The organism is Nocardia sp. NPDC049737 (assembly GCF_040674755.1).
In the GTDB taxonomy this organism is placed as follows: domain Bacteria; phylum Actinomycetota; class Actinomycetes; order Mycobacteriales; family Mycobacteriaceae; genus Nocardia.
Window position 1 is genome coordinate 45120 of the sequence record NZ_JBFANH010000020.1, and the last position, 23545, is coordinate 68664.

At 65.4% G+C, this 23545-nt stretch carries 24 protein-coding genes and 3 tRNA genes; 12 read left to right on the forward strand and 15 right to left on the reverse strand.

Annotated elements, in window-relative coordinates; genetic code table 11:
• Positions 1–31 precede the first annotated feature (31 nt).
• The 3 genes from AB0J47_RS25485 (at position 32) to AB0J47_RS25495 (ending at position 339) form a co-directional block, all read left to right on the forward strand.
• Positions 32–105: transfer RNA gene (locus AB0J47_RS25485), tRNA-Ile, on the forward strand.
• A gap of 29 nt (positions 106–134) precedes the next feature.
• Complete coding sequence (locus AB0J47_RS25490; protein ID WP_364350785.1) at positions 135–242, forward strand: DLW-39 family protein; 108 nt, start codon at positions 135–137, stop codon at positions 240–242.
• A 24-nt stretch (positions 243–266) separates the two neighbouring features.
• A tRNA-Ala gene (locus tag AB0J47_RS25495) sits at positions 267–339 on the forward strand.
• Positions 340–718: 379 nt separating this feature from the next.
• On the opposite strand, the gene AB0J47_RS25500 is transcribed toward AB0J47_RS25495, so the two are convergent.
• From AB0J47_RS25500 to AB0J47_RS25510, 3 genes are all read right to left on the reverse strand, one after another.
• Positions 719–1282, reverse strand: a complete 564-nt coding sequence (locus AB0J47_RS25500; RefSeq protein ID WP_364350788.1) for a hypothetical protein — start codon at positions 1280–1282, stop codon at positions 719–721.
• A 209-nt stretch (positions 1283–1491) separates the two neighbouring features.
• On the reverse strand, positions 1492–2547 hold the full coding sequence (locus AB0J47_RS25505) for a hypothetical protein (protein ID WP_364350791.1): 1056 nt from the start codon (positions 2545–2547) through the stop codon (positions 1492–1494).
• Positions 2548–2587: 40 nt separating this feature from the next.
• On the reverse strand, positions 2588–3298 hold the full coding sequence (locus AB0J47_RS25510) for a YoaK family protein (protein ID WP_364350794.1): 711 nt from the start codon (positions 3296–3298) through the stop codon (positions 2588–2590).
• Positions 3299–3467: 169 nt separating this feature from the next.
• Here AB0J47_RS25510 and AB0J47_RS25515 point away from each other — a divergent pair, with 169 nt between their 5' ends.
• Positions 3468–4409, forward strand: a complete 942-nt coding sequence (locus AB0J47_RS25515; protein ID WP_364350797.1) for an acyl-CoA dehydrogenase family protein — start codon at positions 3468–3470, stop codon at positions 4407–4409.
• Between the two features lie 108 nt (positions 4410–4517).
• Here the strand turns inward: AB0J47_RS25515 and AB0J47_RS25520 are convergent, their stop codons facing one another.
• Positions 4518–4844 (reverse strand): hypothetical protein, encoded by a 327-nt coding sequence (locus tag AB0J47_RS25520; protein WP_364350800.1) that lies wholly within the window; start codon positions 4842–4844, stop codon positions 4518–4520.
• 280 nt (positions 4845–5124) lie between these two features.
• Here AB0J47_RS25520 and AB0J47_RS25525 point away from each other — a divergent pair, with 280 nt between their 5' ends.
• Both AB0J47_RS25525 and AB0J47_RS25530 read left to right on the forward strand, forming a co-directional pair.
• Positions 5125–6129, forward strand: coding sequence for an ATP-binding cassette domain-containing protein (locus AB0J47_RS25525; protein ID WP_364350803.1), 1005 nt, complete (start codon positions 5125–5127; stop codon positions 6127–6129).
• Positions 6130–6161: 32 nt separating this feature from the next.
• On the forward strand, positions 6162–6980 hold the full coding sequence (locus AB0J47_RS25530; RefSeq protein ID WP_364351121.1) for an ABC transporter permease: 819 nt from the start codon (positions 6162–6164) through the stop codon (positions 6978–6980).
• A gap of 21 nt (positions 6981–7001) precedes the next feature.
• On the opposite strand, the gene AB0J47_RS25535 is transcribed toward AB0J47_RS25530, so the two are convergent.
• Positions 7002–7214 (reverse strand): hypothetical protein, encoded by a 213-nt coding sequence (locus tag AB0J47_RS25535; RefSeq protein WP_063044151.1) that lies wholly within the window; start codon positions 7212–7214, stop codon positions 7002–7004.
• A gap of 115 nt (positions 7215–7329) precedes the next feature.
• Here AB0J47_RS25535 and AB0J47_RS25540 point away from each other — a divergent pair, with 115 nt between their 5' ends.
• A complete protein-coding gene (locus tag AB0J47_RS25540; protein WP_364350808.1) occupies positions 7330–7857 on the forward strand; it encodes a peptidylprolyl isomerase in 528 nt (175 codons plus the stop codon).
• A gap of 4 nt (positions 7858–7861) precedes the next feature.
• Positions 7862–8731, forward strand: coding sequence for a rhomboid family intramembrane serine protease (locus AB0J47_RS25545; RefSeq protein ID WP_364350812.1), 870 nt, complete (start codon positions 7862–7864; stop codon positions 8729–8731).
• A 44-nt stretch (positions 8732–8775) separates the two neighbouring features.
• Here AB0J47_RS25545 and AB0J47_RS25550 read toward each other — a convergent pair whose 3' ends face one another.
• Together AB0J47_RS25550 and crgA are read right to left on the reverse strand one after the other, a co-directional pair.
• Entirely contained in the window at positions 8776–9177 is a 402-nt protein-coding gene (locus AB0J47_RS25550) for a PH domain-containing protein (protein ID WP_364351124.1), read from the reverse strand.
• 155 nt (positions 9178–9332) lie between these two features.
• Positions 9333–9596 carry a cell division protein CrgA gene (crgA, locus tag AB0J47_RS25555; protein ID WP_364350815.1) on the reverse strand — a complete coding sequence of 88 codons (264 nt, stop codon included), beginning with the start codon at positions 9594–9596 and terminating at the stop codon, positions 9333–9335.
• 204 nt (positions 9597–9800) lie between these two features.
• Here crgA and AB0J47_RS25560 point away from each other — a divergent pair, with 204 nt between their 5' ends.
• Together AB0J47_RS25560 and AB0J47_RS25565 are read left to right on the forward strand one after the other, a co-directional pair.
• Positions 9801–10445, forward strand: coding sequence for an aminodeoxychorismate/anthranilate synthase component II (locus tag AB0J47_RS25560; RefSeq protein WP_364350818.1), 645 nt, complete (start codon positions 9801–9803; stop codon positions 10443–10445).
• Positions 10442–11560: a dihydrofolate reductase family protein gene (locus AB0J47_RS25565; protein WP_364350821.1), complete on the forward strand. Its 1119-nt coding sequence runs from the start codon at positions 10442–10444 to the stop codon at positions 11558–11560. The genes AB0J47_RS25560 and AB0J47_RS25565 overlap by 4 nt, the downstream gene beginning before the upstream one ends.
• A gap of 4 nt (positions 11561–11564) precedes the next feature.
• Here AB0J47_RS25565 and AB0J47_RS25570 read toward each other — a convergent pair whose 3' ends face one another.
• The 8 genes from AB0J47_RS25570 to AB0J47_RS25605 form a co-directional block, all read right to left on the reverse strand.
• Positions 11565–11984 carry a CBS domain-containing protein gene (locus AB0J47_RS25570; protein ID WP_364350824.1) on the reverse strand — a complete coding sequence of 140 codons (420 nt, stop codon included), beginning with the start codon at positions 11982–11984 and terminating at the stop codon, positions 11565–11567.
• Positions 11985–12096: 112 nt separating this feature from the next.
• Entirely contained in the window at positions 12097–14001 is a 1905-nt protein-coding gene (pknB, locus tag AB0J47_RS25575; protein WP_364350827.1) for a Stk1 family PASTA domain-containing Ser/Thr kinase, read from the reverse strand.
• Positions 13998–15515: a protein kinase gene (locus AB0J47_RS25580; protein WP_364350831.1), complete on the reverse strand. Its 1518-nt coding sequence runs from the start codon at positions 15513–15515 to the stop codon at positions 13998–14000. The genes pknB and AB0J47_RS25580 overlap by 4 nt, the downstream gene beginning before the upstream one ends.
• 37 nt (positions 15516–15552) lie before the next feature.
• The gene (locus AB0J47_RS25585; protein WP_364350834.1) at positions 15553–17019 is read right to left on the reverse strand and encodes a penicillin-binding protein 2; all 1467 of its coding nucleotides are present in this window, start codon (positions 17017–17019) and stop codon (positions 15553–15555) included.
• Positions 17016–18491, reverse strand: a complete 1476-nt coding sequence (locus AB0J47_RS25590; RefSeq protein ID WP_364350837.1) for an FtsW/RodA/SpoVE family cell cycle protein — start codon at positions 18489–18491, stop codon at positions 17016–17018. Before AB0J47_RS25590 ends, AB0J47_RS25585 begins: the two co-directional genes overlap by 4 nt.
• Positions 18491–19975 carry a protein phosphatase 2C domain-containing protein gene (locus AB0J47_RS25595; RefSeq protein ID WP_364350840.1) on the reverse strand — a complete coding sequence of 495 codons (1485 nt, stop codon included), beginning with the start codon at positions 19973–19975 and terminating at the stop codon, positions 18491–18493. Before AB0J47_RS25595 ends, AB0J47_RS25590 begins: the two co-directional genes overlap by 1 nt.
• A complete protein-coding gene (locus tag AB0J47_RS25600) occupies positions 19972–20439 on the reverse strand; it encodes an FHA domain-containing protein (RefSeq protein WP_014980860.1) in 468 nt (155 codons plus the stop codon). Before AB0J47_RS25600 ends, AB0J47_RS25595 begins: the two co-directional genes overlap by 4 nt.
• A 200-nt stretch (positions 20440–20639) precedes the next feature.
• Positions 20640–22055, reverse strand: a complete 1416-nt coding sequence (locus AB0J47_RS25605) for a DUF3662 and FHA domain-containing protein (RefSeq protein WP_364350843.1) — start codon at positions 22053–22055, stop codon at positions 20640–20642.
• A gap of 224 nt (positions 22056–22279) precedes the next feature.
• Between AB0J47_RS25605 and AB0J47_RS25610 the strand changes: the two genes are divergently transcribed.
• Positions 22280–22362: transfer RNA gene (locus tag AB0J47_RS25610), tRNA-Leu, on the forward strand.
• Positions 22363–22598: 236 nt separating this feature from the next.
• Positions 22599–23144, forward strand: coding sequence for a DUF2231 domain-containing protein (locus AB0J47_RS25615; RefSeq protein WP_364350846.1), 546 nt, complete (start codon positions 22599–22601; stop codon positions 23142–23144).
• The last annotated feature ends 401 nt before the right edge of the window (positions 23145–23545 follow it).

The following is a 23545-nucleotide window of genomic DNA, read 5'->3' on the forward strand; positions in this document are numbered from 1 at the left end:
CAGCTTCGGCGGGTATCCGAACAGGAAATAAGGGCCTATAGCTCAGGCGGTTAGAGCGCTTCGCTGATAACGAAGAGGTCGGAGGTTCAAGTCCTCCTAGGCCCACTCCCGAACATCACAGTAGGGTGGGAATCATGAAAATCCTTCTCACGGTCAGTGTCGTTGTCGCGGTTCTCATCGGAATCACCAAGCTGCGCAAGCGCGACGATGCGGACCTGTGGCACGAAGTCACCACCCGCTGAACTGTCTTCGGACAGTAGGGATTCGGGGCCTTAGCTCAATTGGCAGAGCACTGCCTTTGCAAGGCAGGGGTTAGGGGTTCGATTCCCCTAGGCTCCACAAACTGGGAGGCGAGTGCTCGCGGAGAGCGCTCGCTTTTGTTTGTTCCGCGTATTTTTTGGGGGCGAAGCCCCCAAGCCCCACCCCGGAGGGGGCTTCGCCCCCCGGGACCCCCCACGTGCCTGGATCGCTTGCATAGGTGATGCGCTGTGTCTCGGACCCGGCCTGGATCGCTTGCATAGATGACGGGCTGTGGCCCCGGACCCGGCCTGGATCGCTTGTACAGATGACGGGCTGTGGCCCCGGACCCGGCCTGGATCGCTTGCACAGATGACGGGCTGCGGCCCCGGACCCGGCCTGAATCGCTTGCACAGATGACGCGCTGTGTCTCGGACCTGGCCTGGCTTGCATTCCAGTTGCCGTACCCAGGGCGGGGGCCTCATACCTGATTCGCGTGACCGGATGCCGCGCGCTGCCCCTTGGTTGTGGTTGCGTGAGAGGGAGTGCCTCGGCGCTTGATGCGCGCATTGGGTGACCGGGCCCGGGCAGGCGGGCTAGCTGGCTCGTCGAGGTTGTCGGGCTCGGTCCAGGGGGTGGCTGGGTCCACGGTGTCGCAAATCGTTCCGGCTTCGGTATCGACCGCGGTGGTGGACGAGAGGTGGACGGGGAGGGTGGTGAGGCCGCGGATCAGGAGGCTCTTTCGCCATGTCAGCTCGGTGGCCGGTATGTCCAGCGACGTGGCTGGGATGCGAGCCAGTAGGCGGGTGCGGGCGATTGTTGCTTCCATGCGGGCTGGGGCGGCGCCGATGTAGTAGTGGATGCCGTGGCCGAATGCGATGTTTCGGGTGTCGTTGCGGGTCGGGTCGAAGGTGGTCAGGTCGTCCAGCAGGGTGTCGGCGATCTGCTCGATTCGAGGTCCGAGATCGCGGATGGCGCGGCTCGCGAAAGCCTTCGCGACGAGGCTGCGCAGGCGGATGTGCTGCGGCGGGTCGGCGAAAAGCATGTTGTCGTCGATGGCGCCGTTGTACTAGCCGTCGGCGCCGTGTTCGGCCATAACGACCCGCCCCTGCTGCGATCCGATCTTCTTGCTGATGGTCGGCTCGACGAAGGCCTGCTTGGCCACGTCGTGATCGACGATCATCCAGCCGAGCACCCCGTCCAAGCGGACGCGATGGTGGGCAGCCGGATATCAGGACCGAGTCCCCGCCCGATTCACAGGGCGACCGAGGCCTGCTTCAACTGGGTGAGCATTGTTTCATCGGGCCAGAAGCGGGCTTCGAATCGGATGGGTGACATGCCGGGAATCGGTGCGAGGCCGGTTATTTCGAGGGCCGCGGTGAGCGGCACGGTGCAAACGGGAACGGCGTTGTTGTCGGCATCGGTGCTGGCGAACATGATGTAGTCGGCGGCAGGGAGTAGGTAGTCGACGCCTTTGCCCCAGATGGTGTAGGTGTAGGGGCGAGTGTCGGTGCCTGCCAGCTTTACCTCGCCGACGATGGCCATCTGCAAGCCGCAGTGGGTGAATTCGAGGTCGCGTTCGAGTGCTTCGTTGAGCCAGTCGGCCTGCGCGGCGTATTCCTCGATGGCCAGGCGGTATCCGGCGCGGGCGGCGGTTCGGTGTTGTTCGTGTCGGCCTGCGCGGTCGAAGGGGACAACGGCGTTGTCCTCGTCGAGGGTGTAACCCTGGGGCGAAAGGCGGTGGCGTGCATCGACGTACTGTTGCTCGACCTGACGGTAGATGCGGGCGAGTAGATGTGGGATATCGGGGACCACGATCAGAGTATCGATATCGGGCATGAAGACGACCGGGCGACGGCCGGCGTAGCGCTGGCTGAAACTCGCCAACCAACCCGGAGCGAGTGGCCAGGAGGTGAGATACGCGTCGCCGTCGCGATCGGTGCGGGTGAGGATGGCATTGCCGCGCGGATTATGCGGCTGCGCAATTGCTTCCAGATTTTCGCGGGCCGCCGCGAAGACCTCGTCGGTGGAGACCGGCCACATCGCCAGGGTCGAGTAGTTGATGACCGATCGCGTATTCGGCAGGTCGATCGCGACCAATTCGTCGACGAATGGGAAGGCCGGGCGGCTGACGAACCGGGTGTCGATCTCGTCGGCCTCGGGCCGGCGGTGCAGCAGATTGTCGAGCGCGGCTTGCTTGTAGGTTGTCGGACGCAGAATCGGCCGAAGTAGTGGCCGGACTTCGGCCCAGGTGCGGTGTTGTGCAAGTGCCGCAAGGTGATCCGGCTTCGGATGATCGAAACTCCCCACCGGACAACCGTATCCGTCGCCTCGACGGCGCGCACATGGGTCAGCTCGTCGTGGGCGGGCCGTGGCGGTCCAGGTGCAGGTAGGTGTAGCCGGTAGTGATCAGGCACACCACGGTGGCGGTGATGAGCATGGCCCAGCCCGCGATGAGCAGGCTCAGTAATCCGCCGAAGAGCGCGCCCGCGCCGAAGGCGGCATACAGCAGGAAGTAGCCGAGCCAGTCGGCGTAATCGCCGCCGCTGATATGGCGTTCGATGCCCTGGCCCATCTTGACGAGGGTGCCGGTGACGTAACTGAGGGGGATCGAGACCTCGCCGTTCTTGACGAATGAGGTGTTGAGCGCGCCGACGCCGAAGGCTACGAACAGGATTGGGATGAGGTCGATATTGGTGGCGTTCGTCGCCCAGTAGAGGATACCGTCCAGCAGGGATGCCACGGCGAGACTGAGTGTGGTGAGCAGGGTCGGGCCGTGCGGATGACCGGACCAGTAGTGCCTGCGGCACCAGGAAGCCACCACGACGCCGGCGAGGAACGAGAGCATGAGCAGGGCCGCTGCGACGGCGATATCGGGTTCGTCGTGGAAGTAGCCGAGCACGGCGCGCTCGGTATTGCCGGTCATGAACGTGACGAAGTAGCCCTCGGTATGCATGAATGCCGCGGCTCCGATGAGACCGGCCAGTGCGGCGAGCACCCATGACAGCCGTGCCTCGGCGTCGTAGAGCGCCCTTCGGCGCGCGAGATCGGGTTTCGTCACTGGTCAGGCTCCTCAGGGAATGACGAGTCAGTGATACCTGGTGATCCTGAGATTCTCCTGTCGCATCGCCGACGTTCCGGATAAGGATCGCGAGGTGTCGCTGGCTTGCTGGCGCGAGCAGGGCCTTGCTGGCGCGAGCAGGGCGATGATTGTCGGTTAGCGTGCACGAGTGAACTCTGTGTTCGACTTTTTGCTGACCGAGGCGCTCGATTCGACACCGCTCGAATCGATCACCGATGCGTGGACGCGGCACCGGGCGGCCACCGAGCGGTTCGATACCACGGTCGATATCGCGATCGCCGGTGGTTTCGGTGCGGACCGACTGGGTTTCGCATTCCTGTCCGGATATCAGCAGGCGCTGCGGGCGTTGCTGCCCGAACTCCCGGCCGATGAGCTGGTCGCGGTCTCCGCGACCGAGGCGGGCGGCGCGCATCCGTCGGCGATCACGACCCAGGTGACCGAGACCGACGGCGGCTGGCGGGTCAACGGCACCAAGACATTCACCACATTGGGGATACTCGCGCGGCGACTGTTGGTGATCGCCAGTGCGGGCACGGCGGCGGGCGGGCGCAATCTGCTGCGCGCCGTGCTCGTCGATGCGACACAGCCCGGCGTCAATGTGACGAATCTGCCCGGCGTACCGTTCGCACCCGAAATCCCGCACGCCTCGGTCACATTCACCGATGCCGCGGCCGAACCGCTGCCTGGCGACGGCTACTCGGACTACCTCAAACCGTTCCGCACCATCGAAGACGTCCATGTGCTCGCGGCCACCCTCGGCTGGCTGGTGCGGGTCGGGCGCGAGTCCGGCTGGCCGCGGGCGACGCTGCAGCGGTTACTCGCGGCGGTGGCGTTCGTGCGCGGCCTCGAGATGGATCGGCCGACCTCGCCCGGCGGTCATATCGCATTGGGCGGCGCGTACGAGTATTTCGAGCAGGTGCTGACGGAACTGGAGCCGCTGTGGGCTGAGGCCGATCCGGTCGTTCGCGAGCGGTGGGAGCGGGATCGTCGGTTGCTGGCGACCGCCGGAAAGGTACGGGCGCAACGATTGACGGCGGCCTGGCTATCGGTGGGCACGGCGGACGAACCGGCGGTGCCGACAGATAGCTGAGTGGGGCTGAGCTGCCCCGGAAATGGGGAGCGGGCCTCGGCGAAGGGGGGGAGTTAGCCGAGGCCCGCGTAAGGTCGGCCCGGGGGGGAGGGGCCGACGTGAACGATCCTACGCGATGATCCGGGTTTGTGTGTGCGTGGGGATCACCACTTTCCAAGATTTTTCGGGACGGCTCACCTGCGACAGCTGCGGACGCCGCCTGGATAGCCGGACCGGTGGGTTGACGGCCCGCTCGTCGATTCGATGACTGCTATCAAAAATGTTGGCGCGCAGTGTTTTACGGCCGGGATGGGAGCTCACTACGCGGTCGAGGTAAATGTGAAAACCATGCCGACCGGTTGCTGCGCGTCCGTAATCGCTGTGCGGGTTGAGCGGTTGCACGGCAGATTCGGTCGGATTTGTCGCGTGTCGTTCGGGCGCGGGCATGTCGGCCACGCGGATCCCGAGTAGCGGCCAGGTCCGAATCGGGTAGTGCGCTACGCGCGATCGGACCGGTACCCGGCGGGACGATCGAATCGGTCGCATCCCGAACCGGCACCCCCGAGCACCGCCTGGAAAGGGATGCGACCGTTTTGGTGTTCGGTCGCAACTCGGGCCCGTTCGATCGCTGAAAAGCCCAGGTGGACGAAAAATCACCGGAAATTGTCGGTGCCCAGGGCAATACTGACTCGAGTAATGAGCCACCTCGCCCGAGCGAGCGAACCTCAGGAGAAGCATGCCCGACGCAATCGTCGCCGAGGGTCTGGTCAAGCGATACGGCCAGTTGGTCGCCCTCGATGGACTCGACCTGGCGGTGCCCGAGGGTACCGTCACCGCATTGCTCGGACCCAACGGTGCGGGCAAGACCACCACGGTCCGGGTGTTCACCACCCTGCTCATTCCGGATGCCGGCCGCGCGACCGTCGCGGGTATCGACGTGCTGCGCAATCCACAGGCCCTGCGCTCGCGCATCGGCGCGTCCGGGCAATATGCCGCCGTCGACGAATATCTCACCGGATTCGAGAACCTGGAGATGGTCGGTCGGCTCTATCACATGGGCGTGCAGCGCAGTAAGGAGCGCGCGCGGGAATTGCTGGAGCGCTTCCGACTCAGTGATGCCGCCGACCGGCCGGTCAAGGGCTATTCGGGCGGTATGCGCCGACGGCTCGACCTGGCCGGTGCACTGGTGGCCAATCCACCGGTGCTCTTCCTGGACGAGCCGACCACCGGACTCGACCCGCGTGCGCGCCTCGACCTCTGGGATGTCATCGAGGAACTGGTGGCCGGCGGCACCACGCTCTTGCTCACCACGCAGTACATGGAGGAGGCCGATCGGCTGGCCGATGCCATCGCGGTGATCGACCACGGCAAGGTGATCGCCCGCGGCACCGCGGATGAACTCAAAACGCTGGTCGGCGGCGATCGCATCGAACTCACCGTCGACCATGCCGACAATCTCGCGACCGCCCAGCAGGCGCTCGAGGGTTTGGCGGACGGGGAGATCCATCTCGAACCCGGACTGCGCCGGATCACCGTTCCGGTCAGTGACGGATCGCAGGCGCTCGTCGATGCCATCGGCCGGCTGACCACACACAATGTGCAGATCCACGATGTCGGTTTGCGTCGTCCGTCACTGGACGACGTCTTCCTCACGCTCACCGGTCACGAGGCCGAGGAGTTGATCAACGGTAACGGCGATAAGCCTGCGGATCGGCTCGAAGTAACGGAAGGACGCAAGTGATGACCGCGGCCAGCGTGGACACCAGAATTCGCATGCCACTCGGCGAACGCCTCGTCATCGTCTGCACCGACAGTGTGACCATCGCGAAGCGCAATGTCATCAAGATCAAGCGTGTACCCGACGTGCTGATCTTCTCGACGCTGTCGCCGATCATGTTCGTGCTGCTGTTCGCCTATATCTTCGGCTCGGCGATCGAGGTGCCCGGCATGTCGGGCGGCTACCGGGAGTTCCTTATCGCGGGCATCTTCGCGCAGTCGGTGGTCTTCGGCGCGACGTTCACCGGATTGGGCCTGGCCGAGGATATGCAGAAGGGCATTATCGACCGGTTCCGCTCGCTCCCGATGGCGCCGTCGGCCGTGCTGGTCGGGCGCACCATCAGCGATGTGGTGATCAATGTGGTCAGCCTGGTGGTGATGTCGGTGACCGGTTATGTCGTCGGCTGGCGGATTCGCGGATCCTTGCTCGACGCGGTGCTGGCCTATGTGCTGTTGCTGCTGTTCGCGTACGCGATCTCCTGGATCATGGCCGTGGTCGGCCTGCTGGTTCGCGCGCCCGAGGTGTTCAACAACGCCAGCTTCATGGTGATCTTCCCGCTGACGTTCCTGGCCAATACCTTCGTGCCGCTAGAGAATCTGCCGACGGCGCTGCGGGTATTCGCCGAGTGGAATCCGGTCTCAGCGGTCACCCAGGCGACCCGCGATCTGTTCGGCAATACCAGTCCGATGGCGCCGAAGTCGGACGCCTGGTCCATGCAGCATCCGGTGGCGACCACGCTGGCGTGGGTGGTGATCATCCTCGCGCTGTTCATCCCGCTCGCGCTGCGGCAGTACAAGCGCACCGTCAGCCGCTGACCGGGTGCGAGCTCTCGGTCGTCAGCGACCGTTGTCCGCGCCGGCACCTGCCAATGGGTTCGGCGCGGAGCCATTGCGGGAGTAACCGATTCGCGGCGGCGCCGGCGCCGGTTCCGGCGGTTGGGGGCGCTTGCTGCGAACCAACCAGGCCACGCCACCGGCCAGCGCGACGACGACCGCGGCGATCAGTCGGTTACGAGAACGTGCGGAGGTGAGTAGGCGCCCCAAGGTCATTCGACAACTGTGGCACATGACGGCGCATCGCGCAGTAGGGCCAGAATCATGTGATCCCTGCGTGCCTAGGGACCGGTGTGGCGAACATCGATGTCTCGCTGACTAGCATGACGGGGTGACCTCACCGAATCAGACCGCCGTGGCCACGTTGCACACCAACCACGGCGACATCAAGATCTCGCTCTTCGGTAACCACGCCCCGAAGACGGTGCGGAACTTCGTCGGCCTGGCCGATGGATCAGCACCGTACACGACGGAGAACGCCAGCGGCGGCACCTCCGGCCCGTTCTACGACGGCGTGAGTTTCCACCGGGTGATCGACGGGTTCATGATTCAAGGTGGTGACCCAACCGGCACCGGACGCGGTGGACCCGGCTACGAATTCGGCGACGAATTCCATCCGGAGCTGCGCTTCGATCGCGGCTACCTGCTGGCGATGGCGAATGCGGGACCGGGCACCAATGGTTCGCAGTTCTTCGTCACCGTCGGCGCGCAGCCGCATCTGAACCGCAAGCACACCATCTTCGGGGAGGTCGTCGACCCCGATTCGCGCAAGGTCGTGGATGCCATCGCGACCACGCCGACCGATCGCAACGACCGTCCCAAGGAAGCCGTCACCATCTCCAAGATCACTATCGAATAATCCGATGAATGCTCAACCGCCCGCACCGACGTGCGTCCGCCACCCCAATCGTCCTACGGGCCTGGCCTGCACTCGGTGCGGGCGACCGGCCTGTCCGGAATGTCTGCGACCCGCGGCAGTCGGACAGCACTGTGTCGACTGCGTCCGTCAGGCGCAGCGTGAGGTCCGGCCGGTGCGCACCGTCGCCGGTGCGCAGACCGAGCGGACCCCGATTCCGTACGTCACCTATGTGCTGATCGCGCTGAACACGATTGTCTTCGCGGTCACCGCGGGTCAATCGAAGAGTCTGGTGGAGAACACCGGGCATTCCGCGCTCTACATCGACTGGGTGCTGTATCCACCCGCGGTGGCGCACGGCCAGTACGTGCGGCTGATCGGCTCCGGCTTCCTGCACTACGGTCCGATCCACCTGCTGCTCAATATGTTCGCGCTGTATGTGGTCGGCCGCAGTATCGAGCCGGTGCTCGGACGGGCGCGCTATCTGGTGGTCTACCTGGTGGCACTGCTCGGCGGTTCGGCCGCGGTGATGGTTTTCGCCAGGGACAGCCTCACCGCGGGCGCATCGTGTGCGGTCTACGGACTGTTCGGCGCGATCACGGTGGTCCTGATCCGGGTGCGGCAGAATCCGAATCAGATGTTGATCCTCATCGGCATCAATGTCTTCATCAGCTTCTCGCTGCCCGGTATCTCGTTGGCCGGACACCTCGGCGGACTCGCCGCGGGCACTCTTGCCGCACTCGGCATTCTGTTCCTGCCGGAGTGGCTGCGCGCGAAAACACAAGAGAACGCACGACTGATCGGTTGGGCCGCAGTCGCCGCCGTTGCCGTGGCGGCACTCGCCGTCATCGTGGCCGCGGCGATATCGCTGCGGTAAATGCTTCACGTGAAACGTTGCTGCCGCGCACGTTCGGCGCGCGGCTATTGCGCCAATCCGTGTGCGACGAGGGTTTCGAAGACCTCGTCCGGACTGGTGCCGAGGTCCCAGCGGCCGAAGATCAGCAGGCGTTCATCGCCGTGGTGCTCGACGTCGATTTCGAGCATGGGATTTTTGCGGCCGAGGCGGCGATAGCCGACGACCCGGGCCCGCATGATCTGATCGCGAGTGTATTCGGTCGGTCCGGTGAGAGTGCGAACCACCAGCCGTGGCTGTGGATCGGCGGTAATGCTCAGGCGCGGGCGCTGTCGGAATCCGAGTCCGGCCAAGGCCAGCAGGCCGACCGCCGCCAATCCGATCAGCAGTCGACTCGGGCCGTCCTTCGCGAGGATGGCGGCACCGGCCAGCACCACGCCGCCGATGGTGACCGCGATGAGCCCGGCCATCGGTGTGGTCCAGGTGGTGCGTGGTTCGGGGAGCGGATCAGGCGAATCGGATTCGGGATCCACGTGTCACTTTCCCCCATCGTTCCTCGAGTTGTCCACATGGTTATCCACAGGTGTGCATGAATGACACGTCTGTAATCCCGGCGTTATGCGGATCAACGCCACCGCATCGTCATGATCAGGCCGATAACCATGAGACCGAAGCCGATCAGGAAGTTCCACGCCCCGAGATCCGCCATCCAGGTAATGCGGTCATTGGCGAGGTAGTAGACGAGCAGCCAGACCAGCCCGGCCAGCATGAAGCCGAGCATGATCACGACGTACCAGACCGGGGACGGTCCCGCCTTCACCTTGACCGGTGTGCGGCTGGCGGGATTGATCGTGTAGTCGGTCTTCTTACGGACCTTCGACTTGGGCATGTCGTCCTCGTGTTCGGCGTTCGGGTCGGATACCGGCGGGGAGATTCGGTTGAATTATGGCCGAGCTCGCGCACCACAGAACCCGATCCGGCGGGGGCCGAGACGGTCCGGGTGAGGGCTCAGGTCCCCTCCGGTCTGCCTCTAGGCTATCCCAACTGGTAATGCGCGCGACGGTCCGCCGGGTCGCCACGTAATCTCGTCAGCATGCGTGTACTGGTCGTCGACAACTACGACAGCTTCGTGTTCAACCTGGTGCAGTACCTCGGCCAGTTGGGTGCCGAGGCCGTGGTCTGGCGCAATGACGACCCGCAGTTGGCCGATCTGGATGCGGTTGTCACCGAATACGACGGCATTCTGATCAGCCCCGGTCCGGGCACACCGGATCGGGCGGGCGCGAGCATCGATCTGGTGCACGCCTGCGCGCGGCACGGCATTCCGCTGCTCGGGGTATGCCTCGGCCATCAGGCCATCGGAGAGGCGTTCGGCGCCACCGTGACTCGCGCACCGGAGCTGCTGCACGGCAAGACCAGCTCGGTCTTCCACCTCGGCGTGGGTGTGCTGGGCGGTCTGCCCGATCCGTTCACCGCGACTCGATACCACTCGCTCACCGTTCTCGAGAACACCCTGCCCGCCGATATCGAGGTGATCGGCCGGACCGAATCCGAGATCGTGATGGCCATGCGGCACCGCACGCTGCCGATTCACGGCGTGCAGTTCCATCCCGAATCGGTGCTGACCCAGGGCGGGCATCGGATGTTGGCGAACTGGCTGGAGGTATGCGGCGAGCGTCCGTCCGAGGGGCTGGTGGAGATGCTGGAGGCGGAGGTCGCGGCACTGGTGACCCAGTGACGCGACGGCCCTATGTGCTGCTGTCCGTCGCGGTCAGTGTCGACGGATATATCGACGATGCGACCCCGGAGCGGCTGAAGCTGTCCAATGACGCGGATTTCGATCGGGTAGATCAGGTACGGGCGGAGTCCGATGCGATCCTGATCGGCGCCGAGACGCTGCGGCGCGATAATCCGCGATTGCTGGTCAACAGTGCCGACCGGCGGGCCGCGCGCGTCGCGGCCGGAAGACCGGAGTATCCGTTGAAGATTGCCGTGAGCGCACGCGGTGATCTGGATCCGGAGCTGCGTTTCTGGCACCACGGCGGTGACAAACTCGTCTACACCACAGATGCCGGTGCGTCGAAGCTCGATGATCGGTTGGCGGGTCTGGCGGAGGTGGTCCGGCTCGGTGTCGATATCGACCTCGGTGCGTTGCTCGACGATCTCGGCCGCCGCGGCATCGCCCGGCTGATGGTAGAGGGCGGCACCCGCATCCTCACGCGGTTTCTCGCAGCGGATCTGGCCGACGAATTGCAGATGGCGGTCGCGCCGATCGTCGTCGGACATGCCGCGGCGCCGCGATTTCTCGGCCCCGCGAGCTACCCGGCCCGCCGAATGCACCTGGCTGATGTCACTCGGATCGGCGATGTCGCATTGCTGCGCTACCTGCCGCGCGAGTCCGAGGAGCAGACCGATATCCAATTCATGCGCCGGGCAATCGAACTGGCACGGCTGTGCCCGCCCAGCTCGACCGCGTTCTCCGTCGGCGCGGTAATCGTGGCCGACGGCGTCGAGATCTCGACCGGCTACTCGCGCGAGACCGACGAGAAGGTCCATGCCGAGGAGGCCGCGCTCGACAAGCTCGACGCGGACGATCCCCGGTTGGCGCGGGCGACGATTTACAGCACCCTGGAACCGTGTTCGCAGCGCGCCACCGCGACCCGGCTGCCGTGCACCGACCGGATTCTGCAGGCCGGGATTGCACGCGTCGTCATCGCCTGGCGGGAACCGACGACCTTCGTAACCAATTGTGTCGGGGTGGAGCAGTTGCGCCAGCACGGCGTCGAGGTGGTCGAATTGACGGAGCTGGCCGAGGAGGCGATGTCGATGAATCGCCACCTGAATCTTTCCTGATCGGTCAGGGCCTGCCGTAGACCGCGGTGACGAATTCGCTGAGCTGGTTGTCGTCGAGGTGGCGTGCCAGGTCGGCCTCGCTGATCATCCCGACCAGCCGCTTGGCATCGATCACCGGCATCCGCTTGATCCGGTGACTTTCCATCGCATCGAGCACCTCTTCGACATCCGCATCGGCGGCGATCCACCGCGGCGTCGCGTCGCAGAGGTCTTCGGCACGCGTAGTGGCCGGGGATCGCCCCTGGGCAATGCATTTGACCACAATGTCGCGGTCGGTGATGATCCCGCACATCCGCTCGTTGTGGTCGGCGATGACCAGCGCGCCGACGCCGAGTTCGGCCATCACCCGCGAAGCCTTCCCGACGGTATCGTCCTTGGAAATCCACTGGGCCCCGGGTTTCATGATGTCCCTGGCAGTGGTCATGGGGCTGTCTCCTGTTCCACGGTGGGTTGGGATGAGCAGCCCCATTCTCGCGCCGATCGGACCGTGCGGTCCGCCGCTCCGCGTATTCAGACCCCTGACCTGGGCTCCGCTATTACGGCGGACCGAGGACGTAAGTGGTGATCGATACCGTTCCGTTCTTCCCGATCGCCGACCCGGCCGCAGGCTGTTGGCTGACGACCCGACCGACGCTGTTCGTATCGAAGGTGCCCTGGGTGGATTGGCTGATCTGTGCCGATGTGCCGGTCCAGCCTGCCTGCCGCAGCTTGTCCACCGCCTGCGCCGTGGTGAGGCCGATCAGGCTCGGCATGACGATGTCGCCGCTGGAAACCTGCACGGTGACTGTGGACCCCTTGTCCGCGGTGCTGCCACCCGACGGGGTGGTCGCGATGACCTCGCCCTTGGGCTTCGAGGACGGCACATCCTGGATGGTGATCTTGAATCCGGAGCTGTCCACCAGATTCGGCTGCGCGACGCTGATGTCCTGACCGACCACATTCGGCACCCGGATCTGCTCCGGTCCGGAGCCGAGGATCACGACGATGGCCCGGTCGACATCGACGCGCGAACCCGCCGACGGATCGGTGCCGATCACCTTGTCCGTCTCCTGCGCACTCGAAGGCTTGCGCTGCACATTCGGATCCATCCGCAACCCGCTCGCGTTCAGCTGTTGCTCGGCCTGCTCCTGCGTCATGCCGTCGAGGCGAGGAATCTGCACCTGCGCCGGTCCGGCAGAGACCTGCACGGTGATCGTGCTGCCCTTATCGACCCGGGAACCGCCGAGCGGCTGGGTGGAGATGACATTGCCGGTGGCGACCTTGTTATCCGGCTTCTGCTGGATGGCCACCGTGAAGCCGAGCTTCTGCAGCGAATCCTGGGCCTGTTGCGCGGATTTGTTCGAAAGGTCGGGTATGGCGACCTGATCCGGGCGCGCGCCCGGCCCGATCAATACCCAGAACAGGGCGAACGCCACGATTACCGCCGCGGCGGCGCCGAGCGCGATATAGAGATTGCGTCGCGGACTCGCCGGTTCCGCGGGTTCCTGCTCAGCGGTGTCGTCATTGCGTTCGACGGTGCGGAAGCTGCGCGGCGCCGGTTCGTTCGAGCCGAGGATGGTGGTGCGGTCCTCGTCGGTCATCACCATCGGCGCGCTCGGCTTCTGGCCGCCGAGCACCCGGATCAGATCGGCACGCATCTCGGCGGCCGACTGGTACCGGTTGGCCGGATTCTTGCTCATCGCCTTGAGCACCACGGAATCCAATTCGCGCGGCACCCCGGTGTGCACATGCGAAGGCAGCCGCGGATCCTCCCGGACGTGCTGGTAGGCGACGGCGATCGGCGAGTCACCGGTGAAAGGCGGCTCGCCGGTGAGGATTTCGAACAGCACACAGCCGACGGAATACACATCCGAGCGGGCGTCGACGGTCTCACCGCGCGCCTGCTCGGGCGAAAGATATTGCGCGGTACCGATAACGGCCGCGGTCTGGGTCATCGGGTTGGAGCTGTCGGCGAGTGCGCGCGCGATGCCGAAGTCCATCACCTTCACCGCACCGGCCCGGTTGATCATGATGTTGGCGGGCTTCATATCGCGATGCACGATTCCGGCCTTATGGCTGAAATCCAGTGCGGCGCAGACGTCGGCGACGACCTCCATGGCCCGGCGCGGTGGTATCGGACCCTTACCGCGCACGATGTCACGCAGCGTCTCACCGTCGACGTACTCCATCACGATGTACGGCAGCGGTCCGCCGTCCACCTCCGCCTCACCGGTGTCGTAGACCGCGACGATGGCCGGATGGTTCAGTGCGGCGGCGTTCTGCGCCTCGCGCTTGAAGCGCAGATAGAACGTCGGGTCGCGGGCCAGATCGGCACGCAACACCTTGATCGCGACATCTCGGCTGAGCCGTAGATCCCGCGCCTTGTGGACTTCGGACATGCCGCCGAACCCGATGATCTCACCCAGCTCGTAGCGGGAGGAGAGATTCTTCGGGGTCGTCATGGTTGTCCTTGCGGAGTAGCAGCGCCTGGAGTGGCCGAGGGTCCTCGGGCACCGGGACTATCCGGAAATGGTAAATCGAGCGTAGGGAACCACGAGCTTCTTGTGGTGGTCGACGGACTCGTTGTCTTCGACGACTTCGTCGTGGTCGGCGTTGTGGTGGTCGGTGTTGTGGTCGGCGGCTGCGTCGTCGTCGTGGGTTCCGCGGTCGGCGGCGGTGGCGGAGCCGGTCTGGTCGTGGTGATGACGGTCGTCGGCGGCTCGGTTGTCGTGGTCGGCGGTGTGGTGACCGGTGGTGGCGGCGCGACTTTCGACGTGCTGGTGGCAGGGCGCACGGTATCCGGATTGGTATCGCCGCCGAACAGCAGCCACAGCACCAGACCGACGAGCAGCACCGCGCCGACCGCGACGGCAGCGCCGACCTTCTGGCCGGTGGTGAACCTCGAGGTCTCCGGATCGGGCCCGGGATTGGTGCGCGTGGCGCCGGAGCTCATCACAGTCCTGGGCGCGGGCGTTTGTCTGGTCGAAGCAGCGCCCCCTACCCCCATCGGGGTGGCCGGGGTGTTGTACCGGACCGTCGGGCCATCGTGGTCATGCGACGGCAGAATCACGGTCGGACCTGGCGGCAGCACCCGGGTCGCACCGGTCGCCGTCGGTGCGCCGGTGGCGATCGGCGGTGGTGGGCGGCGTCCGGCGCGCACGGCGGCAACGGCATCGGCGAATTCGCCGCCGCTGGCATAGCGCAGGGCCGGATCCTTGCCCATGGTGATCTCGATCAGCTCGCGCACATTGGGCGGCAGATCCGACGGCATCGGCGGCGGGGCCTCGCGCACATGTTTCATCGCGACGGTGATCGCACCATCACCGGTGAACGGCCGCTGCCCGGCCAGCGCCTCGTAGCCGACCACGCCGAGTGCGTACACATCACTGGCCGAGGTCGCGTCCTCGCCGACCGCCTGCTCGGGCGCGATGTACTGGGCGGTGCCCATCACCATGCCGGTCTTGGTCACCGGGGAGGCGTCGACCGCCTTGGCGATGCCGAAGTCGGTGATCTTCACCTGACCGGTCGGCGTGACGAGGATATTGCCCGGCTTAACGTCACGGTGCACGACGCCCGCGGCGTGCGCCACCTCGAGTGCGCGACCGGTCTGCTCCAGCATGTCCAGACCCTGGACCACCGAAAGTCGGCCCAGCCGGTTCAGCACCGTATTGAGCGGTTCGCCCTGCACCAATTCCATGACCAGATAGGCGGTTTCCCCGCCGCTGGGATCCATGGTTTCGCCGTAGTCGTAGATTCCGGCGATACCCGGGTGATTCAGCTGGGCCGTGGTCTTGGCCTCACTGCGGAACCGATGCCGGAAGGTCGGGTCGGCGGAGAACTCGGATTTGAGCACCTTCACCGCAACCCGGCGGTCCAGCCGGGTGTCGAGTGCCTCCCATACCTGACCCATACCGCCCGTGGCGATCAGGCGTTGCAGCCGATATCGGTCGGCGATCATCGCGCCGTTGTTCAGCATCCCGGCCCCCGTACATCCACTCGCACGTTCATATCCCTCAGCGCCCTCGCAAACCGGCGTCTAACACCGCGCGGGCAATCGGCGCGGCCACCGAGCCACCGGTCGCGGCCAACGCCCGGTCGCCGCCGTTCTCCACGATCACCGCGATGGCGATCTTGGGGTTCTGGGCGGGCGCGAAGGCGATGTACCAGGCGTGTGGTGGCGTATTGCGCGGATTGCTTCCGTGTTCGGCGGTTCCGGTCTTAGAGGCGATTTGGTACCGGGTCTGGCCGTGTCCGACGGTGTTGTCCTCCGACGCGATCATCAGGTTGGTCAGCGTCGACGCTACCTGGGCGCTGACAGCTTGGCCGACCGAGACCGGTTTATTTTTCGAGAGCTCGCTCAGATCGGGTCCCTGCAGTTGGTCGACCAGGTACGGCTCCATGCGGACGCCGCCGTTCGCGATGGTCGCGGCGATGACCGCATTGTCCAGTGGGGTGAGTGCGACATCGCGCTGGCCGATGCTGCTCTGGGCCAGCGCGGCATTGTCCGGAATCGTACCGACGGTGCTCTCCGCGACCGGAATCGGGATGCCGCGGTGCGCGCCGATGCCGAATGCGGCGGCCTCGTCCTTGAGGTTGGAGGAGCCGACCTTGAGTCCGAGTTCGACGAATGCGGTATTGCAGGATCTGCGGAACGCCTCGGTGAGCGTCGCGGTGGGCCCGCTGCCGCATGTGGTGCCGTTGTAGTTCTCCAGCGTCGTGGTTGTCCCCGGCAATGTGATGTTCGGCGCGGCGGTGAACTGGTCGTCCGGGTTTGCGGTGCCGTTGGCCAACGCGGCGGCGGTGAGGACCACCTTGAAGGTGGAGCCCGGCGGATAGGTCTGCGACACAGCACGATTCAACATGGGTTGGCGCTGGTCCGCACTCAGCTCTTCCCAAGACTTGGTGCCCTGGGCGCCATCGTGCCCGGACAACAGGTTCGGGTCGTAGCTGGGGGTGGACACCATGGTGAGAATCTTGCCGGTACTCGGCTCGATCGCCACCACCGAACCGGTGTAGCCCTTGGCGGTCAACTGTTCGTAGGCGGTCTGCTGCATCACCGGGTCCAACGTGGTGAGCACATTGCCGCCGCGCGGATCACGACCGGAGATCATATCGATCAGGCGGCGTCCGAACAGCGCATTGTCCGAACCGTTCAGCACCGTATCCTCGGCGCGCTCCAGACCCGTGCTGCCGTACTGCATCGAGTAGAAGCCGGTGGCCGGTGCGTACGCTTCCGGGTCGGTGGGGTAGGTGCGCAGGTACTTGTAACGGTCGTCGGTGGCGACCGAACTGGCCAGTACCGTACCGCCCGCGGAGATCTGCCCGCGCTGGCGGGCGTATTCGTCGAGCAGCACGCGTGAGTTGCGTGGATCGGTGCGGTAGTCGTCGGCCTTGATCACCTGCACATAGGTGGCATTGAGCAGCAGCGCGACGATCATGAGCATCACCGCGACCGCGACCCGTCGTAGCGGCGTGTTCATTCCTGCGGCCTCGCTTCCGGTTTGCGCAGAAGCTCGGTGGTCGCATCCGCGATCGGGGCCACCGGATCCTTCTTGCGCACCGGCGCCGGGGCACGTGCCGCGTCGGAAACCTTGATCAACAGTGCCAGTAGGGCGTAGTTGGCCAGCAGCGACGAACCGCCGTAGGACATGAACGGCGTGGTGAGACCGGTCAGCGGAATCAGTTTGGTGACACCGCCGACCACCACGAACAGCTGGATGGCGATGGTGAACGACAACCCGGCGGCCAGCAGTTTGCCGAAGCTGTCACGCACGGCCAGTGCGGTCCGCAGACCGCGCACCACGAACACCAGGAACAGCAGCAGCACCGCGGCAAGTCCGAACAGGCCGAGTTCCTCGCCGATGGTGGTGATGATGAAGTCGGTCTTGGCGAAGGGCACCTGCGATGGCCGTCCGCTGCCCAGGCCGGTGCCCGCCAATCCGCCGGTGGCCAGGCCGAACAGCGACTGCGAGATCTGGTAGCCGGTGTTGTTGTAATCCGCGAACGGGTGCAACCAGGTCTGGGTGCGCACGCGCACATGACTGAAGGCCTGGTAGGCGAAGAAGAATCCGATGCACAGCAGTGCGCCGCCGATGACGAGCCAGCCGACCCGTTCGGTCGCGATATAGAGCATCACCAGCACCGTGCTGAAGATCAACAGTGAAGTGCCGAGGTCCTTTTCGAAGACCAGCACGCCGATGCAGACGATCCAGACCACCAGAATCGGGCCGAGGTCGCGGGCGCGCGGGAACTCCATGCCGAGGAAATGCCGACCGGCCGCGGTGAACAGATCGCGCTTGGCGACCAGCACCGAGGCGAAGAAGATGATCAGCAGGATCTTCGCGAATTCACCCGGCTGCACGCTCAATCCGGGCAGTCTGATCCAGATCTTGGAGCCGTTGGTCTCCGAATACGCCCCGGGCAGCAATGCCGGAATCGCCAGCGCGACAAGGCCTACCAGGCCCAGGGTATAGCTGTATTTGGCCAGCGTGCGGTAATCGTTCAGCACGACCAGGATCGCGATGAAGATGATCATCCCCAGACCGGTCCACAGGATCTGTTGATTGGCGTCGGGGGAGGGGATGGGCCAGGAATTGTAGGCGGCGGTCTGCGCATCGGCGAGATCGAGCCGATGGATCAGCACCAAGCCGAGTCCGTTGAGCAGCGCGGCGATCGGTAAGAGCAGCGGATCGGCGAACGGTGCGAAGCGCCGCACCGCGAGATGCGCCACCGCGAAGAGGGCCAGATAGGCGAGACCGTACTTGGCGATATCCCAGGTGACCGATTGTTCCTGACTCGCCTCGACAAGGAACAGCGAAACAGTGACGATGCCCGTCGCACCGGCGAGCAAGATGAGTTCGGCATTGCGCTTCGTCGACGGCGGCGGCGCTGGCGCGAATCCGCCGGGGGGACTGGGAAAGGCCCCAGCGGACGGTGGTGCCGGAGCGGACATCAGTCCGTCACCCGGCAAGGCTCCCCCGCCGTCTGGGGGTTCGGCGACGCCGTCGCCGTCGGGGTCTTGGCGTCGGGGCTCTTGGTCTCGGCCGGCTGCGGTTCGGGCGCGGGCGCCCGGTTCTCGGTGGTCGGCGCGACCGTGGTCGGCGCGGATGCACCGGGCTGCGTCGGCGGTTCGCTGGGCGGCACGACGCCGGGCTGCGGCACCGGCTCCTTGGACGGGCAGGCACGCAGCAGTTCGTTGCGCGCCAGCATCTGCATCTGCTTGCGCGCCTCGTCCAGCGAACCCGGCGGCAGTCCCTTGTCAACCTGGTCGTGTCCGGTCTGCTTGAGATCGGAAACCTTGAGCACCTTGCATTTCGCCGGCAGACTCTCGCCCGGCTGCAGCAGGGTGAGGGAGCCGGTCGGGTCGACACAGGCGATCGTTTCGACCTCGTGGATCGAGTAACCCAGCACCGAACCCGGCAGACCACGCATGATGACGACCTGGTCGTTATCCGCGCCGACGTAGTAGTTGCTGCGAATCATGTTGTAGCCGACCAGCAGTCCGATTGCCGCGGCCAGCACCAGGGCGGCGGCGAGCAGAATCCAGCGCAGCTTATGCGATTTGCCCTGCGGCGGCGTCTGCGGTGTGGCGGCGGCCCTGCGCGGTTCGGCCCGCGGTGGACGCATCGCGGCGGCCCGCCCGGCGGCGGTATTGGGCGGTGGGGTGTCCTCGTCCTGACCTGATGCCGCGCCCGCGACGATCGGATGGCTCTGCCCGTAGTCCAGATCTATGACATCGGCGACGACCACGGTGACGTTGTCCGGACCGCCGCTGCGCAAGGCGAGTTCGATGAGCCGGTCGGCACATTCGTCGGTGCTGCCCTCGCGCATGGTGTTGGCGATGGTCTCATCGCTGACCACATCGGACAGACCGTCGGAGCACAGCAGATAGCGATCACCGGCGCGGGCTTCGCGCATGATCAGCGTCGGCTCGATCTCGTTGCCGGTCAGGGCGCGCATGATCAGCGAACGTTGCGGATGGGTGTGCGCCTGCTCGGGGGTGATCCGGCCCTCGTCGACCAGCGACTGGACGAAGGTGTCGTCGCGGGTGATCTGGGCCAGCTCGCCGCCGCGCAGCAGATACGCGCGCGAGTCGCCGATGTGGACCAGGCCGAGTTTTTTGCCCGCGAACAGGATTGCGGTGAGCGTGGTGCCCATGCCGTCCAGTTCGGGCTCTTCCTCGACGTGATCGGCAATGGCGGCATTGCCCTCGTGGACGGCGGTATTGAGCTTGCCGAGCAGATCGTCGCCTGGTTCGTCGTCGTCGAGGTGGGCGAGCGCGGCGATCATCAACTGCGACGCCACCTCGCCGGCGGCGTGGCCGCCCATACCGTCGGCTAGTGCGAGCAGCCGTGCGCCCGCATAGACGGAGTCCTCGTTGTTGCCTCGGACAAGACCGCGGTCGCTACGCGCTGCGTAGCGGAGAACAAGTGTCACGATCGCAGCTCGATCACTGTTTTGCCGACACGGACGGGGGTGCCGAGTGGAACTCGGACTGCGGTGGTGACTTTCGCGCGGTCGAGGTAGGTGCCGTTCGTCGAGCCGAGGTCTTCGACGTACCAGTCGTCACCGCGCGGCGAGAGCCGCGCATGTCTGGTCGAGGCGTAATCATCGGTGAGTACCAGCGTTGAGTCGTCCGCACGTCCGATCAGCACCGGTTGGGTGCCGAGCGAGATGCGAGTGCCGGCGAGTGAACCTTGAGTCACCACAAGAAATTTGGCGCCCTTCTGGCCTCGGCTGAAAGACGGCAGCACCGCGGAACCGCGTGCGGCCCTGGGCTGGATCCGGATGCCGGATGCCGCGTAGATGTCGCTGCGCAGGGTGCGCAATACCGCCCACACGAATAACCACAGCAGCAGCAGGAACCCCGCACGGGTCAATTGCAGGATCAGTCCCTGCACGGCGCTCCACCTCCTGTTCGACCGTGTATCGGTGCCCGTAGGTGCGAGTTCGCCCCCACCGGCTTGCTGGTTTCGCGAGCCCCGGTCCTGGCGACGCGCGTGTGTTGGCAGCATCATAGGGCCGTGGGTCGAGTTCGATCACGATACGGCGGCAGAATCCCTGTACGCCATGTCGTGACCTGCACCGCGAGCTTACGGGATCAGACGATACGGATCAGGATCTCGGAGTGCCCGGCGCGGATAACATCGCCGTCGGCCAGCTGCCAGTCCTGAACCGGGGAGCCGTTGACGAGCGTGCCGTTGGTCGAACCCAGGTCCGAGAGCATCGCGGTCTGCCCGTCCCAGCGGACTTCGATGTGCCTGCGCGAAACTCCGGTATCCGGCAGCCGGAAGTGCGCGTCCTGACCGCGGCCGATGATGTTGCTGCCCTCGCGGAGCTGGTAGGTGCGGCCGCTGCCGTCGTCGAGCTGCAGCGTCGCGGAGTAGCCCGAACCGGCTTGTGCGCCACCGCCATACGCGGGCGCGGGGGCCTGGTAGCCGCCGCCCTGCGCGCCGTAGCCGGGCTGTTGCGAGTAGGCCTGACCATAGCCGCCCGGCTCCTCGGGCGCGGCGTAGCCCGGCTCGCCGTAACCCGGTTCCGCGTAGCCCTGTTCGCCGTAGCCGGCCTGCGCGTAGCCCTGCTGGCCGTAACCCGGCTGCTGACCGTAACCGCCCTGTTCGGCGTAGCCCTGTTCGCCGTAGCCGGCCTGTCCGTAGCCTTGCTGGCCATAACCCTGTTCGGCGTAGCCCTGTTCGCCGTAGCCGGCCTGTCCGTAGCCTTGCTGGCCATAGTCCTGTTCGGCGTAGCCACCCTGCTGCTGGCCGTAGCCGCCGCGCTCGCCGTAGCCCTGGCCGTACCCCGGCTCCTGATAGGCCTGCTGGCCGTAGCCCTGGCCACCCTGTTGGTAGTCGTAGCCGTTCTGGTAGTCGCCGTAACCCTGTTGCGCGTCCGGCGCCTGGTAATCGGAGCCACCGCCGTAGGGCGCCCCGCCCCGGCCGTAGTCTTCGCGGTACGCACCGTTCGGCGGCCCGGACCGGCCCGCAGGCGGCGGTGCGTACCCGCGGCTGCGTGGATCGGACTCCGCGGGCTCACGGCTTGGGTCGTAGCCTGAGTTCTGCGTCATGGGGCCAGCTCCTGGTTGCGGGTGTGCAGGTCGTTGTGGCGTGGGTTCGGGGCTGCGAGCCGGGGTGGCTCTGCGGCCGATGTCGGGATCGACCCGACCGCTCGCCCTGAACTGTCCGGTGTGCAGCGTAGGTGATGCCTCGAATGCCACGTGTACTTCGCCGTAGGTCTGCCAGCCTTGCTCGCGGATGTAGTCCTGAAGGTGTTTGGCGAATGCGCGGGTGGTGAGGTCGTGGTCGGCGGCGAGTTGTTGGTGATCAGAGGTGTTGATGGTGATCACATAACTGTTGGGCGCCAACAGATGTCCGCCACCCAGATCCTGGATACTGTCGGCGGCCTCCTGCTTGAGTGCCGCTTCCACCTCCTGGGGAACGACACTGCCCCCGAAGGCTCTGGCGAACACGTCACCGACGGCGCCTTGCAGGCGACGCTCGAATCGAGAAACGATGCCCATCTCGGCCTCCCTTCGGTGAGCGTCTGTGTTGATTCATAACAACGACACGCGGATATGGCGTGTCGCGTATCGACCACGTTCATTGCATGATATCCACGATCGTCCACACCTGTAACTCCTGGAAGCCAGCCGGGGTTCCCGTGCCGGTCCGGACCGGCACCCAGTGCCGTCAACAGGCGATTTCGTGTCTCGCTGACCCGCGTGATACTGTCTCTCAGTCGCTCGGGCGAGTGGCGGAATGGCAGACGCGCTGGCTTCAGGTGCCAGTGTCCTTCGGGACGTGGGGGTTCAAGTCCCCCTTCGCCCACAGATATGCGGAAAGCCGCGGATCAGAGAATTTCTCCGGTCTGCGGCTTTTGTCGTCTGCGGGGTTCTGTCTGCATTTCCCTTGTGCGGCAGTGGTTTTGACGTATCAGGCCCCATTCGGTTCCGGCGCGGCGGCCGATCCTGACCTCCCTGTCGGCGTGTTGGTCGAAACCGAGTGGGTATGCGCCCACTGTGGCCGAGTGGTCCCACTCGGCCGAGTCGCGCTAGGAGGTTGTCGTGACCAGTGACATGCAACATGCCAAGCGTCCGGTCAGCGCGATGCTGGCCGGTCCGTACGGACACCCGTTCCATCCGATCCTGGTCACCGTGCCGATCGGGGCATGGGTGGCGAGTCTGGTATTCGATATCGCTTCGCATGTGGCGGGTGACCCGCAGGCCCTCGCCCGTGGCTCGGCGTGGCTTCTCGCGGTCGGTGTGCTCGGTGCGCTGGTCGCGGCCGTGATCGGTCTGCTGGATCTGCTCGCGATCCCGACCGGCACTACGGCGTTTCGCACCGGCCTAGTCCACATGAGTCTGAATTTGATAGTGACGGTCACCTTCGCCATCGACTTCTGGTGGCGGCAGTCCGGTCGCGGACCGGATGGCGCCGTGCCGATCGGCCAGTTGGTGTTGTCGATCATTGCCCTCGCCGTCCTCGGCGTCTCGGGTTTTCTCGGTGGCAAGCTCGCCTACCACTACGGCGTCCGGGTGGCCGACGAAACGACTCAGGCCGCCGGCTACCGACACTCGGTCCCGTCCACCGGCGTCGACTCGCTCGAATAACTGATCCCATATAGGCAAATGCCGTAAGTTTGCCGGAATTCTTTCGGCTGACCGTTTCCGAATCCGGGGAGGCGCGTCGATGGTGTGCGCGGATGCCACGGTAGAGCCGAGGTATCCACTGTCGAAGGCGCAATAGGGCTGGTAGCTGGCACAGCGGCGGCATCCCGGCGTGCCGGTTACCGTCGCGAAGTATCTCGATCTGGTCGGCCCATCGAACTCGATTTGCTGGCGCGGCGGCCAACGCCGAACCAGCTATGCCCGTGGCCCGCTCCGACCACGGCGGAAAATCGAATGACAGCTCGTTCCGGCGATCCTTAGTATCGGTCGGGTGTACCGATGGTTCGTAATTACCCCGCCGCCGCGCTCCTGAGCGAGGTGTAGGACCGCGCGCCCATCTGGTT

Bases quoted from the DNA above. Each gene is read 5' to 3' on its own strand.
- AB0J47_RS25605 (WP_364350843.1), bottom strand. From the start codon at position 22,055: ATGGGCATCGTTTCTCGATTCGAGCGTCGCCTGCAAGGCGCCGTCGGT.
- AB0J47_RS25500 (WP_364350788.1), bottom strand. From the start codon at position 1,282: ATGCTTTTCGCCGACCCGCCGCAGCACATCCGCCTGCGCAGCCTCGTC.
- pknB (WP_364350827.1), bottom strand. From the start codon at position 14,001: ATGACGACCCCGAAGAATCTCTCCTCCCGCTACGAGCTGGGTGAGATC.
- AB0J47_RS25545 (WP_364350812.1), top strand. From the start codon at position 7,862: ATGAATGCTCAACCGCCCGCACCGACGTGCGTCCGCCACCCCAATCGT.
- AB0J47_RS25560 (WP_364350818.1), top strand. From the start codon at position 9,801: ATGCGTGTACTGGTCGTCGACAACTACGACAGCTTCGTGTTCAACCTG.
- AB0J47_RS25490 (WP_364350785.1), top strand. From the start codon at position 135: ATGAAAATCCTTCTCACGGTCAGTGTCGTTGTCGCGGTTCTCATCGGA.
- AB0J47_RS25580 (WP_364350831.1), bottom strand. From the start codon at position 15,515: ATGCTGAACAACGGCGCGATGATCGCCGACCGATATCGGCTGCAACGC.
- AB0J47_RS25590 (WP_364350837.1), bottom strand. From the start codon at position 18,491: ATGTCCGCTCCGGCACCACCGTCCGCTGGGGCCTTTCCCAGTCCCCCC.
- AB0J47_RS25530 (WP_364351121.1), top strand. From the start codon at position 6,162: ATGCCACTCGGCGAACGCCTCGTCATCGTCTGCACCGACAGTGTGACC.
- AB0J47_RS25570 (WP_364350824.1), bottom strand. From the start codon at position 11,984: ATGACCACTGCCAGGGACATCATGAAACCCGGGGCCCAGTGGATTTCC.
- AB0J47_RS25550 (WP_364351124.1), bottom strand. From the start codon at position 9,177: ATGGCCGGGCTCATCGCGGTCACCATCGGCGGCGTGGTGCTGGCCGGT.
- AB0J47_RS25535 (WP_063044151.1), bottom strand. From the start codon at position 7,214: ATGACCTTGGGGCGCCTACTCACCTCCGCACGTTCTCGTAACCGACTG.
- AB0J47_RS25525 (WP_364350803.1), top strand. From the start codon at position 5,125: ATGCCCGACGCAATCGTCGCCGAGGGTCTGGTCAAGCGATACGGCCAG.
- crgA (WP_364350815.1), bottom strand. From the start codon at position 9,596: ATGCCCAAGTCGAAGGTCCGTAAGAAGACCGACTACACGATCAATCCC.
- AB0J47_RS25585 (WP_364350834.1), bottom strand. From the start codon at position 17,019: ATGAACACGCCGCTACGACGGGTCGCGGTCGCGGTGATGCTCATGATC.